The sequence below is a fragment of the Arthrobacter sp. Y3221114 genome (assembly GCF_059092625.1).
The window spans coordinates 40,954-53,316 of record NZ_JBNHHW010000002.1; the positions used below are offsets into that span (position 1 = coordinate 40,954).

Annotated in this window: 14 protein-coding genes; 2 read left to right on the forward strand and 12 right to left on the reverse strand. The window is 68.2% G+C overall.

Going from position 1 to position 12,363, the window contains the following annotated elements; genetic code table 11:
• Positions 1-52: 52 nt before the first annotated feature.
• The 3 genes from AC5RV3_RS04210 to AC5RV3_RS04220 are packed head-to-tail and all read right to left on the reverse strand — an operon-like array spanning position 53 to position 2,175.
• Complete coding sequence (locus AC5RV3_RS04210) at positions 53-841, reverse strand: cytochrome c biogenesis CcdA family protein (RefSeq protein WP_494112408.1); 789 nt, start codon at positions 839-841, stop codon at positions 53-55.
• A gap of 2 nt (positions 842-843) precedes the next feature.
• Entirely contained in the window at positions 844-1,458 is a 615-nt protein-coding gene (locus AC5RV3_RS04215) for a TlpA family protein disulfide reductase (protein WP_494112407.1), read from the reverse strand.
• Positions 1,459-1,512: 54 nt separating this feature from the next.
• On the reverse strand, positions 1,513-2,175 hold the full coding sequence (locus AC5RV3_RS04220; protein WP_494121059.1) for a histidine phosphatase family protein: 663 nt from the start codon (positions 2,173-2,175) through the stop codon (positions 1,513-1,515).
• A 250-nt stretch (positions 2,176-2,425) separates the two neighbouring features.
• Here AC5RV3_RS04220 and AC5RV3_RS04225 point away from each other — a divergent pair, with 250 nt between their 5' ends.
• Positions 2,426-3,247: a hypothetical protein gene (locus AC5RV3_RS04225; protein ID WP_494121060.1), complete on the forward strand. Its 822-nt coding sequence runs from the start codon at positions 2,426-2,428 to the stop codon at positions 3,245-3,247.
• A 94-nt stretch (positions 3,248-3,341) separates the two neighbouring features.
• On the opposite strand, the gene AC5RV3_RS04230 is transcribed toward AC5RV3_RS04225, so the two are convergent.
• Together AC5RV3_RS04230 and AC5RV3_RS04235 are read right to left on the reverse strand one after the other, a co-directional pair.
• Positions 3,342-4,019, reverse strand: coding sequence for a redox-sensing transcriptional repressor Rex (locus AC5RV3_RS04230; protein WP_494121061.1), 678 nt, complete (start codon positions 4,017-4,019; stop codon positions 3,342-3,344).
• 166 nt (positions 4,020-4,185) lie between these two features.
• Positions 4,186-4,446 carry a glutaredoxin family protein gene (locus AC5RV3_RS04235; protein WP_494121062.1) on the reverse strand — a complete coding sequence of 87 codons (261 nt, stop codon included), beginning with the start codon at positions 4,444-4,446 and terminating at the stop codon, positions 4,186-4,188.
• 65 nt (positions 4,447-4,511) lie between these two features.
• Between AC5RV3_RS04235 and AC5RV3_RS04240 the strand changes: the two genes are divergently transcribed.
• Positions 4,512-5,330 carry an HAD family hydrolase gene (locus AC5RV3_RS04240; RefSeq protein WP_494121063.1) on the forward strand — a complete coding sequence of 273 codons (819 nt, stop codon included), beginning with the start codon at positions 4,512-4,514 and terminating at the stop codon, positions 5,328-5,330.
• A 156-nt stretch (positions 5,331-5,486) separates the two neighbouring features.
• Here AC5RV3_RS04240 and AC5RV3_RS04245 read toward each other — a convergent pair whose 3' ends face one another.
• From AC5RV3_RS04245 to AC5RV3_RS04275, 7 genes are all read right to left on the reverse strand, one after another.
• A complete protein-coding gene (locus AC5RV3_RS04245; protein WP_003792170.1) occupies positions 5,487-5,585 on the reverse strand; it encodes a 30S ribosomal protein bS22 in 99 nt (32 codons plus the stop codon).
• 159 nt (positions 5,586-5,744) lie between these two features.
• Positions 5,745-5,957 (reverse strand): helix-turn-helix domain-containing protein, encoded by a 213-nt coding sequence (locus AC5RV3_RS04250; protein WP_493978048.1) that lies wholly within the window; start codon positions 5,955-5,957, stop codon positions 5,745-5,747.
• 153 nt (positions 5,958-6,110) lie between these two features.
• Positions 6,111-7,250 carry a 3-deoxy-7-phosphoheptulonate synthase gene (locus tag AC5RV3_RS04255; protein ID WP_494121494.1) on the reverse strand — a complete coding sequence of 380 codons (1,140 nt, stop codon included), beginning with the start codon at positions 7,248-7,250 and terminating at the stop codon, positions 6,111-6,113.
• Between the two features lie 466 nt (positions 7,251-7,716).
• Complete coding sequence (locus tag AC5RV3_RS04260; RefSeq protein WP_494121064.1) at positions 7,717-8,598, reverse strand: N-acetylglucosamine kinase; 882 nt, start codon at positions 8,596-8,598, stop codon at positions 7,717-7,719.
• 162 nt (positions 8,599-8,760) lie between these two features.
• Positions 8,761-10,101, reverse strand: a complete 1,341-nt coding sequence (gene gdhA, locus AC5RV3_RS04265; protein ID WP_494113587.1) for an NADP-specific glutamate dehydrogenase — start codon at positions 10,099-10,101, stop codon at positions 8,761-8,763.
• A 362-nt stretch (positions 10,102-10,463) separates the two neighbouring features.
• Positions 10,464-10,943, reverse strand: a complete 480-nt coding sequence (locus AC5RV3_RS04270) for an ArsR/SmtB family transcription factor (RefSeq protein WP_494121065.1) — start codon at positions 10,941-10,943, stop codon at positions 10,464-10,466.
• Between the two features lie 152 nt (positions 10,944-11,095).
• Positions 11,096-12,298 (reverse strand): acetoin utilization protein AcuC, encoded by a 1,203-nt coding sequence (locus AC5RV3_RS04275; RefSeq protein WP_494121066.1) that lies wholly within the window; start codon positions 12,296-12,298, stop codon positions 11,096-11,098.
• Positions 12,299-12,363 lie beyond the last annotated feature (65 nt).

Consider the following 12,363-nt stretch of genomic DNA (forward strand, 5'->3'; position numbering starts at 1 on the left):
GCGGGAGCATCGGCTTCGTCATGGCGCCGAGCGCCGTCGGGTGTCTGACTCATCAGATCGGGAGCCTCACTTCATTTGCAAACCAGTCCTGCAATTGCGTCACCCAGTCTCCCCAGAGCCCGCTGGCCATCAGCAGGCCCAAAACCACCAGCATGGCGCCGCCGGCCCGCTGCAGGAACAGCCGATGCTGGCGGAAGAACGCCATGGCGCCCATCCCCCGCCGCACGCCGAGGGCGATCAGCAGGAACGGGATCCCCAGGCCCAGACAGTAAACGAAGGCCAGGAACGCGCCCTTGGCCGCATCCGCGCCGCCCGAGTAGGCCAGCGCCTGCACGGCCGAGAAGGTCGGGCCGATGCAGGGCGCCCATCCCAGCCCGAACGTCATGCCGAGCACCGGCGCTCCCCACAACCCGGCCGGCGGACGCGACTGGATCTTGCGGTCCCGCTGGAAGTAAGACAGGCCGCCCATGAAGATGATGCCCATGGCGACGACGACGACGCCCAGCACCTGGGTGACCCAGCCGGCGTCGCTGCCCTTCAACCAGGCACCGAGCTGGCCGAAGATCGCCCCGATGATCACGAAGACGACGGAAAAGCCCAACACGAACAAGCCGATGCCGGCGAACATCCGGCCGCGCCGCTGGCGTTCGAGGTCCACGCCGGTCAGGCCGGTGACATAGCCCAGGTAGCCGGGAACCAGCGGCAGCACGCACGGAGACAGGAAGGAGACCAGCCCGGCCAGCATGGCCACGGGGATTGCCAGCAGCACGGAGCCGTTAAGCACCGTGTCGCCAAAGGCGCCGCCCAAAGTCATCGGCAGCGCGGCCGTCGACCACCCCATAGCTAGGCGGCCACTGAGTCTTTAATCAGGGCCCTGAGGGTGCCCTTGTCCGCAACGCCCAGGATCCGGGCGGCGACCCGGCCTTCCTTGTCCAGCACCAGCGTGGTGGGTACGGCCTGCGGCGGCACATAGGCGGTCATCGCCAGCAGGACGTCGCCGTTCTTGTCCATGAAGCTGGGATACGTCACCCCGAAGTTGCGCTCGAATGCCTCGGCCGTGGGGCGCTCGTCCCGGATGTTGACACCGTAGAACCGGGCGCCGTCGGCAAATTCCTCGCTGAGCGCCTGCAGGTCCGGAGCTTCCAGCCGGCACGGCGCGCAGGAGGCGTACCAGAAGTTGAGAACCGTCACCTGTCCGGCCCAGTCGGCTGCATCGACGGTAGTGCCGTCGAAGAGCTTGGCGGTCAACTGGACGGGCTCGCCGCGCGAGTCGGGCGCGTACTCGGTGACCGACCCGTCGCCGGCAATGTAGTTCTTGTTGTCGCCCGCATTGGCCTGCTGGGCCAACGGATCCTCGGCGGAACAGGCGGCGAGCGAGAGGGCGCCCAGCAGCCCCGCACCGACCTTGAAGGCGGTACGGCGATTGAACGAACGGGGGTTATCGGCAGTCACAGTCACACTTTTCTTCGTGGGGTTGGGGGTATCCCACTTCTACAACGCGTAGTAATTCTATTATGCTCCGGGCAGGTTCGCCGCACCGGGCAGCAGATGGGCGCACGGCTCCGCATAACGCACCGCGGTGAGCCGGCCGTCGTCGAACTCCAGGGAAGTCACCGAGGCCAGCGTGCACTGCCGGCGGCGGGGATCGTGCCAGAGCCGTTTGCCCTCGCATGCCAGCCGGGTCACCCAGATGGGCAGCTGGTGGCTGACCAGCACCGCCTCGGCACCCTCGCCGCCGCGTTCCACCGCGATCCGGCGGGCGTCGTCGATGGCCTTGCGCATCCGGGCGGCCTGCGCCGCGTACGGCTCCCCCCAGGACGGCCGGAAGGGATTGTAGAGGTGCGGCCAGTGCCGGGGCTGGTTCAGGTGCGAGCGGATGTCCGCCAGGCCCTCGAAGTGGTTCTCGGCTTCGATGATCCGCTCGTCGGTAACGATCTCGAGGCCGAGGGCCTTAGCGGTCGGGGCGGCTGTTTCCTGTGCCCGGGTGAGCGGCGATGCCACCAGGTAACTGATGGTGCCGCCGTCGTCGCGGCGCCCGGAAAAGTAGCCGGCGGCGCACTCGGCCATTTCCTGGCCCAGGGCGGACAGCCTGAAGCTCGGCAGCCTGCCGTAGAGCACGCGTTCGGGGTTGTGGACCTCGCCGTGGCGGAGCAGGTGGACGGTAGCTTCGGGCATGCGTTCAAGTGTCTCAAACCGCCGGTGTTTGCCCAAAAGCCCGGCGTTCCGCCGGCGGGCGTGCACCTGGGGCGCGCGGCCGGCTGCGTGCCTGGCCGCGAGGCTGAAAATCATCCTTCAGACCGACCGACACGGCGCACGCCTGCATTGTAGTGTTGCATTAACAGCTGCCCAGCACCTCTGCGGCCGGCGCGCAGGCCGGCCGGCACAGACGTGCGACCCGTGTGGATGAGATGAAAAGGAACCGGCCATGAGCACCCCAGAGAACGAACCGAACCAGCCCGGTGACGGGGAAGGCCGGCCCGGAGGCCCAGAGCAGCCCCGGTACGGGCAGAACCTGCCGCAGTACGGCCAGAACGCGCCCCAGCAGCCCGGCTCGGATCAGCCCCCGTACGGGCAAAACGCCCCCCAGTACGGACAGTACGGGCAGAACCCGCCGCAGTACGGCCAGCAGTACGGACAGCCCGGCCAGCAGCCCTACGGTCAGGGCCAGCAGGGCCAGTCCCCCTACGGTCAGCAGTACGGGCAGCAGCCTTACGGCTACCAGAACGCCGTGCCCGGCCAGTACGGCTACCCCGGCGGGCAGGCGCAGACCGCCGCCAAGCCCACGGCGCCGCGCGAAGTCATGATCGCCTTCTGGTTGATCATCGCCGCCGCCGTGCTGACCGCCATCGAAATGCTGACGGAACTGGCAAACCTGGACGGCACCATGGCCATGGTGCTCAACGACCCGGCGGTCCGCGAAGCCCTGGGCGAGCAGGGCGGCCAGTTCTCCGACGCGGAGCTGGCGGAGATGATGAGCGGCACGGCGGGAGTGTTTATCGTCATCACCGCGGTGATCGCCGTCGGGCTGTACCTGATGGTGGCCTTCGGCGTGAAGGCAGGCAAGAACTGGGCCCGGATCACCGGCACGGTGTTCGCCGCGCTGTCGCTGTTCGGACTTTTCAACATCTGGTTCGGCACCTTGTCCGTGCTGCTGGGCATCGCGGCGATCGTGCTGCTGTTCCTGCCGGCGTCGAACAGGTACTTCCAGGCCACCAAGGCGCACAAGTACGGCATCTACGGCCGCTGAGCAGGAGCGGTTCCGGCCGTCCGGCGGGCGCTTGACGTCCGCCGGACGGGCGCTTGACGGGCGCCTGGCGTCCGCCGGCGGCGGGGCGTGCTGCTCAGCTATGCTCCGTCGCCTGCGCCCGTTGCGCGTGGTAGGCCAGGATCTGCAGTTCGGTGGCCATGTCCACCTTGCGCAGCTGCACGGACGACGGGACCTGCAGCACCGCGGGCGCAAAGCTGAGAATGCTCGTCACGCCGGCTTCGACGAGCCGGTCGCAGAGTCCCTGCGCCGCGGCCGCAGGCACGGCCAGGACCGCCATGTTGGCTCCGGTTTGCCGCAGGACGGGTTCCAGGTCGGTGATCGGGCTGACGCGCATCCCTGCGACCTCCGACCCGACGACCTGCGGGTCTGCGTCGAAGAGCGCCACGACCCCGAAGCCCTTGGTGCTAAATCCGGAGTAGCCGGCCAATGCCCTGCCCAGGTTGCCGATTCCGACGATCGCGACTTTCCAGTCCTGGGTGAGCCCCAGAGCCGCGGCAATCTCCTGGCCGACCAGCCGTACGTCGTAGCCCACGCCGCGGGTGCCGAACGACCCGAGGTAGGAGAGGTCCTTGCGCAGGGTGGGCGGGCTGACGCCGGCAAACTCGGCCAATTGCTCGGAGGATATGCGTTCCGTGCCTTCAGACACCAGCGAATTGAGGGCCCGGAGGTAGATGGTCAGGCGTGCGAGCGCGGCCGGCGGGATCTCGTTGCCGGATGTCCTGGCCGCCTCGGTATCCGGGAGGTGGGTCACTGTTGTCGCTCCGATGCCTGCTGCGGGGCTCCGGTCCTGCTGTGTCCAGCCGGTCCGGGCCCTGGGTGCCGCCGGCGGCTGTCCAACCGCAGGCTAGTGTCCCCCCAAGATTAAGCTGCCCCGCGCCGCTCTCCAACTCCGATGACGCGGGCCTGTGGGCCGCGGGCTACTGTGTGAGCAGCCGTCGCAGCCGGTCCGGATCGATGTGCCAGAAGTCCCGCTGGACGCCGTCGATCATGACCACGGGGATCTCTTCGGCGAAGCGCCGCTCGAGCTCGGGGTCCTCGAGGATGTTCTTCTCCTCCCAGGTCAGACCGAGCTCCCCGGCAACGCTCCCGACCGTCTCCCGTGCCGCCTGGCAGAGATGGCAGCCGGGTTTGGTCAGCAGCACCAGTTCGTGCGCACGGCCGGCGTCGGATCCACTCATGCCTTCCACGGTAGCCGCCAACGGCGGTGAACGGACAATTCCCGGCGCCTCGTTAGACTCGAAGCATGCCCAAGACCGCCGCCGGCCATGCACAGCGCGCCTCGGTCTCCACCGACCCGGGGACGGAAGCGGCATTTTTCGACGTCGACAACACCCTGATGCGCGGCGCCAGCCTGTTCCACGTGGCCCGCAAGATGTACCAGCGCGGCGCCTTCCGGATGCGCGACGCTGCCGGCTTCGGCTTCAAACAGGCCCGCTTCCTGATGCGGGGAGAAAACCTCAAGGACATCCAGTCCATCCGCGACACGGCCCTGGCCCTGGCCACCGGCCTGATGAGCGACGACGTCAAACAACTGGGCGACGAGGTCTACGACGAAGTCATCGCCTCCAAGATCTGGCCCGGAACCAGGGCGCTGGCGGACCAGCACCTGCGGGTGGGCCGCAAAGTCTGGCTGGTGACGGCCACGCCGGTTGAAGTGGCCGCCGTCATCGCCGACCGGCTTGGCCTGACCGGCGCCTTGGGCACGGTGGGCGAACTCGAAGACGGTGCCTACACCGGACGGCTCATCGGGGACATCCTGCACGGGCCGGCCAAGGCTGTCGCGGTCGAGGAGCTGGCCATCCGCCAGGGCCTGGACCTGGCGCGCTGCTGGGCCTACAGCGACTCTTACAACGACGTCCCGCTGCTGACCCTGGTGGGCAACCCGGTGGCCATCAACCCGGACACCAGGCTGCGCCGGCACGCCCGGCAGAACAACTGGCCGGTCTATGACTTCAGGAGCGGCCGGCGGGCGGCCACGGTGGGCCTCAAGGCCGCCACGGGTGCCGGCGCGGTCTACGGGCTCTGGCGCGGCGTCAATTGGTTCCGTCGGCCGGCGGCATAACGGCCGGCACCACGCCCAATTCACCCAACCCACGCCCCATGGCGCCAAACCCGCCCAGTCCCGCCCCGCACGACCCAACGGCATCACACCGGTTAACGGCACAAGGCCCGCCAGTTTCCTGGCGGACCTTGGAAGCTTGGGAACCGGTTGCCGGTCCTACTTCTTGTTGCGGCGCTGGTGACGGGTCTTGCGAAGCAGCTTACGGTGCTTCTTCTTGGCCATACGCTTGCGGCGCTTCTTAATAACTGAACCCACGAGTCCCTCATTCATTAATAGTTTCGCAAGCTGCCGGCGCCCGGCGGGGCACACGCCAACTCACGGTTTTCGACGATGACGTAAAACGTTCCTTAACAGGGTACCGCCTCTGCACCCCCGGCATTGACCGCCGGATGGCAGCAGGCCAGCACCGGAGCGTCAGGCGGTCCCGGTCTCCCGGTCGATCACGGCGCCGCGCAGGTACTCCTCCACGGCTGATTCGGGCACCCGGTAGGAACGTCCGAAGCGCACCGCGGGCATCTCGCCCGAATGCACCAAGCGGTAAACGGTCATCTTGGACACGCGCATGACTGCGGCCACTTCCGACACTGTCAAGAAGCGCACACTCGAGAAATTGTTCTCGTCAGCCATTACGCACTGTTCCTTTACTGTAAGCAACACCAACGGCGTGCCGCCTTGCCCCGCCCCAACAACCGTCTTCCTAGATACTTTAGAGGCTGTTGTGGCAAAAGTGAAAGTGCACACTGTAGCTTAAGCGTTTTAACCAAGCACGGCCTTTCGCCCTCAGGCCGCTTTCGTGGCGCGATGTCGGCTGGCCGACGCAAGCTGGGCCAGCACGTCGGCCGTCACGTCCCATTCCATGCAGGCATCCGTGACGCTCTGCCCGTACACCAACGCCCTTCCGGCGTCTTGGGAAACCTCCAGTTTCTGTGCCCCGCCCACCAGGAAGCTCTCCAGCATGAGGCCGGCGATGGCGCTGCCGCCTGCCTCGACCTGCGCGGCGATCTCCAGCGCCACCTCGGCCTGGCGGTGGTGGCTCTTGCCGCTGTTGGCGTGGCTGGCGTCCACGATCAGCCGCGGGTTCAGACCGGCTTCCGCCAGCGCCCCGGAGGCCGCCGCGACCTGGTCGGCTCCGTAGTTCGGCCCGCTCGCGCCGCCGCGCAGGATCACGTGGGTGTCGGGGTTACCGTTGGTGGACACCAGCGCCGCCCGCCCCTCGCCGTCGATCCCCAGGAACACCTGTGCCGCGGACGCGGCGTGGCAGGCGTCGAGCGCGACCTGCAGCCCGCCGTCGGTGCCGTTCTTGAATCCCACCGGCATGGAGAGCCCGGACACCAACTGGCGGTGGATCTGGCTCTCGGTGGTGCGCGCACCGATCGCGCCCCAGCTGACCAGGTCCGCCAGGTACTGCGGGCTGATCGGTTCCAGGAACTCCGTGGCCACCGGCAGTCCGAGCTCCGCCACCTCCAGCAGGAAGGTCCGCGCCAGCCGCAGGCCGGCGGCGATGTCATGTGAGCCGTCCAGCCGCGGATCGTTGATCAGCCCTTTCCAGCCCACGGTGGTGCGGGGCTTCTCGAAGTACGTGCGCATCACGATCAGCAGCTCTTCGCGGTGTTCCCGGGCGACCTGCGCCAGGCTACGCGCGTAGTCCAGGCCTGCCGCGGTGTCGTGGATCGAGCACGGCCCGACGATCACCAGGAGCCGGTCGTCCACTCCGTCCATGACCGCGCGGATCTCCTCACGGCCGCGGGCGACGACGGCGGCGGCTTCGGCGGTCAGGGGCTGTTCCTGCAACACGTCGCCCGGTGACGGCAGCGGGCTGAAGCCGCCCACACGCAGGTTGTTCGTGCTGCGCGGCGAGGCCGGGGCCGCCGCTTCTACCTCAGCGACGCCGTTGCCCGGCGTCGGCGCTTCGGTCTCCAGGAGGTGGTTGGCTGCTGCATTCATGGTCTGTGTCCCGTCTGTTGGCGGCGGGACTTCGCTACAGAACCCGCCGGAGAAATGGCGAAGGGCAGAGAATCATCTCTGCCCTGTTGGCTCTGAAGGTCGGTATGCGTAGGCGCTAAGCGGTTACGTCAGGCCCCTCCAGAGCCAACGCAAAATACGCATACCAACGAGTCGTCATACCCGGAACTCTACGCGGGACCCGCGGGAGAGGGAAAACGCGCGCCGGGACATGACAGATTATGACGACGCCGGGGCGCCGGGACCCGCGGGGCAGCGGAAGTCCGAGGCAAATCCGACGGCGGGGCGCCGGCACCCGCGGCGGCAGCGCCAGCCCGACGGCGGGGCGCCGGCACCCGCGGCGGCAGCGCCAGCCCGACGGCGCAGCGCCGGCTGCGGCGGCACACGGCCGGAGGGGCGGGAAGGGTGCGTGCGCGGAGCGCGCTCAGGCCAGGCCGGCCAGGACATCAATGCCGAAGACGGGCTCCCGGTCCAGCGGGCGGATGTCTGCGATCCCGTGCGGTTCCAGCGCGGCAACTAGCGAACGTTGGAACCGCGGGACGTTCATGCCGAGTCCGCCGCCGAGCACCACCGGGCCGCTGATGCCCAGCCGCCGGGCGACCAGGGCAATCTGGCCGGCCAGGTCCGCCGCGGCGCGGTCGACGATCGCCCCCGCCGGCGGGTCGCCTTCGTCGGCGGCGGCCACCACCAGCCGGGATTTACCGGCCCAGAACCGCCGGTCGGTTTTCGGTGAGTGGAACAGCGCGATCAGTTCCACCGGCTCCTGCAGCCCGCAGTCGTCCAGCAACACGTCCGTAAGCCGGTCCCGCGGCAGGCCCGCATCCAGCCGGGAGAGTACATGCCGCGCTGCTTCCCGCCCCAGCCAGTAGCCGCTGCCTTCATCGCCCAGCAGGTGCCCCCAGCCGCCGGCGCGGGCCTCAAGGCCGGCCTCGTTGATGCCCCATACCGACGATCCGGTGCCGGCCACCACGCCGATCCCCGTGCTGAGGTGTCCGGCGGCCAGCACCAGGCGGGTGTCGTGGACAACCTGGACGTCCGCCCCGGGTGCCAGCGGGGCGATCAGCGCGCGCAGCGCCGCGGCATCGCCCTCGGTGTCGATCCCGCCCGCCCCTGCGTAGACCGCGGTGATCCCGGCCGCCCCAAGCCGGCCGAAGACCTCGGACAGGGCCGCGGCTGCCTGGGCGGGGCTGGCGTTCTGGACGTTCGCGCTGCCCGCCGTCGCTTCCGCAACCAGCAAGCCGTCGTCCAGCCGGATGCCGTGCGTCTTGCTGCCGCCGATATCCAGCCCGATCAGTCTTTGCGCCATGGAGTGAGCTTACTCGGGGCGTCCCGCAGCCAGCGGCCTGGCCGGCCCGTCCGCGGGCCTGTCGACGCCGCGGGGACAGACCCGCGGCGCACAAAAACGACGACGGTGCCCGCCGGGGCGGGCACCGTCGTCGTGATCAGTGCTTTGGCTGCGTCCGCTGCCTTAGATGAGGCCCAGGGCGAGCATGGCGTCGGCGACCTTCTTGAAGCCGGAGATGTTGGCGCCCGCCACGTAGTTGCCGGGCATGCCGTATTCCTCGGCGGTCTCCGCGCAGCGGTTGTGGATGCCGACCATGATGTCCGCCAGGCGCTGCTCCGTGTACTCGAAGGTCCAGGCGTCGCGGCTGGCGTTCTGCTGCATCTCCAGGGCCGAAGTGGCCACGCCGCCGGCATTGGCTGCCTTGCCCGGGCCGAACAGCAGGCCCGCGTCCTGGAAGATGGAGGCGGCTTCGCTCGTGCAGGGCATGTTGGCGCCCTCGGCGACGGCGACCAACCCGGACTCCACCAGGCGGCGGGCGGATTTTTCATCCAGTTCGTTCTGCGTGGCGCACGGCAGCGCCACGGTGCAGTTGACGTCCCAGATGTTGCCGTCGGCTACGTAGTGCACGGCCGAGCCGCGACGTTCGGCGTACTCCGAAATGCGGCCGCGCTCAACTTCCTTGATCTGGCGCAGCAGTTCGACGTCGATGCCGGCCTCGTCCACGATGTAGCCGCCGGAGTCGGAGGCGGTGACCACGGTGGCGCCGAGTTCCTGCGCCTTTTCGACGGCGTTGATGGCCACGTTGCCGGAGCCGGAGATGGCCACGCGCTGCCCGTCCAGGCTTTGCCCGCGGGTTTTGAGCATTTCCTGCGCGAACAGCACCGCGCCGTAACCGGTGGCTTCCGGGCGGACCAGGGAACCGCCCCAGCCGGTGCCCTTGCCGGTGAGGACGCCGGACTCGTAGCGGTTGGTGATGCGCTTGTACTGGCCGAACAGGTAGCCGATTTCGCGGGTCCCCACGCCCATGTCCCCGGCCGGAACGTCGGTGTATTCGCCGATGTGGCGGTAGAGCTCCGTCATGAAGGACTGGCAGAAGCGCATGACCTCAGCGTCGGACCGGCCGCGCGGATCGAAGTCGGAGCCGCCCTTGCCGCCACCGATGGGCATGCCGGTCAAGGCATTCTTGAAGATCTGCTCGAAGCCGAGGAATTTGATGATGCCCAGATAGACGGAGGGGTGGAAGCGCAGGCCGCCCTTGTAGGGGCCAAGCGCGGAGTTGAACTCGACGCGGAAGCCGCGGTTAATCTGGACATTGCCGGCGTCGTCCACCCACGGCACGCGGAAGATAATCTGGCGCTCGGGCTCGCAAATGCGCTGCAGGATCGCGGCGTCGGAGTACTCGGGATGCCGGGCGGACAGCGGCTCGAGGGTTTCGAAGACTTCGGTGACGGCCTGGTGGAATTCCGTTTCGCCTGGGTTGCGGCGGAAGACTTCGTCGCGGACTTCAAGCAGGTGGGCATCCATGGGTGCGTCCCTTCACTAGCTGACGTATTGGGGCACTCAGGTTGCTGCAGGCCCTCACACAGAAAACCACAAGAAGCGGAATCTAAGAAACACGCCTGACACATCCCTGAACCGCCCCGTAACGCGCCGGCTGGCGGTACAGTCGGCCGTTTTGTCGCACGGATCCGGGCATATCTGGCACCGATCGCCCTGTGGCTGGCGCGGAAAGTGCGGCCCGTCACGGGCGAACGGACCGGGCCGCCGGGGTCCGAATGTGCGGTTCATCACCGGCGGGTCATCACCGCCCGGGTCCTCCGCCCGGTGCGGGGTTGCGGCCCGGCCGCGGCGCGGGCTGTTGCCTGCAACGGCGGCAGGCCTGCCGCTCAGCCGCGGCGGCGGCGCGGCAGTTTGGGCAGGTGCGCGAAGATGTCCGCGGCCTTGGTCGTTGCCTTGTTCGCCGCCTGCCCGAGCGATCGGCTGAGGTTGGCGGGAACCGGAACCTCGAGGCTCCGCCCGGTCACGGCATGCGCGGGCTCCTGCGGGGCGACGACGGCGGCTGCCACCGCGGGTGCCACCGGCTCCGCCTCGGTCACGGGCAGAACATCAACACCGAAACCGATGATCCAATCGGCCACATCCTGCAACGGTCCGGCCTGCAGCGAGTAATAGCGCTTCTGCCCCTGCGCGCGCATGGAGACCAGTCCGGCTTCGCGCAGCACCTTCAGGTGCTTGGAGACGGTCGGCTGGCTGACCTCCAGTTCTTCGACCAATTCGCCCACCGCTTTGTCGCCGTCACGAAGCGAGCCGAGTATGTCCCGGCGGGTACCTTCCGCAATCACTGCAAAGACATCATCGATGGCCATTCCATTACCCTAATCGCATATATGCGTTGCGGCACACCCTTGGCGGCGGTCCGGAGCCCCGGCGCGGCAAAATCGTTATACCGCTGCCTGCGCCCACTGCCTGGTTAGCCCGCCGAACCGCGTGGACTCGACCGGACGGCCTTTCAGACCGCCTAGTCGAACCAGGGATCGAGCCCGTGGTAGGGGAAGATTTCCTTGCGCGTGGCCATCACGGTGCGGTCCACGCTGTCGTTCGGGTCATAGCCAACCTCCCACGAGCGCCACCACAGGTCGGCGTCGTCGCCCATGTACAACGGGGCCTGCTGCCCGTACCGGACCTCGACATAGTCCTGCCAGGACTGCGGCACCTCGCTGTGCAGCGGGATGGCCCGGCCGGAAACAATGGCCAGCATGTGGGTCCAGGACCGGGGCACCACGTTGAAGACGTCGTAGCCGCCGCCGCCCGTGGCGATCCACCGGTCGCCGCAGATCTCGCGCGCCAGGTCGGCCGTGTCCAGCATCATTTGCCGCTGTGCATCCACGCTCAGCCGAAGGCTGCTCAGCAGGTCGCGGGTGTGGTTGTCGCACCCGTGCTGGCTGACAATCACTTCGGGGGCAAAGGCCCTGACCAATTGCGGGACCACCGCGTGGAAGGCCCGCAGGAAGGCCGCGTCGCCGGAGCGCGGCGGCATGGAGACGTTCACGGAACTGCCCGGCGCCTCCGGCCCCCCGCTCTCGTTCGCAAAACCCGTCCCCGGGAACAGGTGGGTGCCGGTTTCATGCAGGGAGATGGTCAGCACCCGCGGGTCGTTGTAGAAGATCGACTGGACGCCATCGCCATGGTGCGCGTCGACGTCGAGGTACGCGACCCTCTGCACGCCGTTATCCAGCAGGTGCTGGATGGCCAGGGCGCAATCGTTGTAGATGCAGAACCCGCTGGCCTTGCCGCGCGCGGCGTGATGCATGCCGCCGGCGAAGTTGACCGCATGCAGCGCCGAGCCGTCCAGGATCGCGGCCGCGGACTGCAGCGAGGCCCCGGCGATCCGGGCACTGGCGACGTGCATGCCCGGAAACACCGGGTCGTCTTCGGTGCCCAGGCCCCGCTCTTCATCGATGGCGTCCGGGTCTTCGCTGACCGCCTTTACCGCGGCCACGTAGGCCGGGTCGTGAACGGTCTGCAGCGCCGCGTCGCCGGCGGTTTCCGCTGCGGCCAAGGTGACGTTCGGGCGGTGGAAGATGGCGAATTCGTCAGCCAGCCTGGCCGTCAGGTCCAACCGGATCGGCGACATGGGATGGTGCGCGCCGAAGTTGTACGCCAAGACGGATTCGCTCCACACCGCCAGAGTGGGAACCGCGGGAACTGGGGTCGCTGACATCACAGACAGGCTACGCGAAAGCAACGGCCCGCACGCATTCGTCCCGCGCCCGTGCTGTCAAATGA

What these genes read in the sequence shown, in the direction of transcription:
- AC5RV3_RS04210 (WP_494112408.1), bottom strand. Translation starts at nt 841, where the DNA reads ATGGGGTGGTCGACGGCCGCGCTGCCGATGACTTTGGGCGGCGCCTTT.
- AC5RV3_RS04220 (WP_494121059.1), bottom strand. Translation starts at nt 2,175, where the DNA reads ATGCCCGAAGCTACCGTCCACCTGCTCCGCCACGGCGAGGTCCACAAC.
- AC5RV3_RS04225 (WP_494121060.1), top strand. Translation starts at nt 2,426, where the DNA reads ATGAGCACCCCAGAGAACGAACCGAACCAGCCCGGTGACGGGGAAGGC.
- AC5RV3_RS04235 (WP_494121062.1), bottom strand. Translation starts at nt 4,446, where the DNA reads ATGAGTGGATCCGACGCCGGCCGTGCGCACGAACTGGTGCTGCTGACC.
- AC5RV3_RS04240 (WP_494121063.1), top strand. Translation starts at nt 4,512, where the DNA reads ATGCCCAAGACCGCCGCCGGCCATGCACAGCGCGCCTCGGTCTCCACC.
- AC5RV3_RS04250 (WP_493978048.1), bottom strand. Translation starts at nt 5,957, where the DNA reads ATGGCTGACGAGAACAATTTCTCGAGTGTGCGCTTCTTGACAGTGTCG.
- AC5RV3_RS04260 (WP_494121064.1), bottom strand. Translation starts at nt 8,598, where the DNA reads ATGGCGCAAAGACTGATCGGGCTGGATATCGGCGGCAGCAAGACGCAC.
- gdhA (WP_494113587.1), bottom strand. Translation starts at nt 10,101, where the DNA reads ATGGATGCCCACCTGCTTGAAGTCCGCGACGAAGTCTTCCGCCGCAAC.
- AC5RV3_RS04270 (WP_494121065.1), bottom strand. Translation starts at nt 10,943, where the DNA reads ATGGCCATCGATGATGTCTTTGCAGTGATTGCGGAAGGTACCCGCCGG.
- AC5RV3_RS04275 (WP_494121066.1), bottom strand. Translation starts at nt 12,298, where the DNA reads ATGTCAGCGACCCCAGTTCCCGCGGTTCCCACTCTGGCGGTGTGGAGC.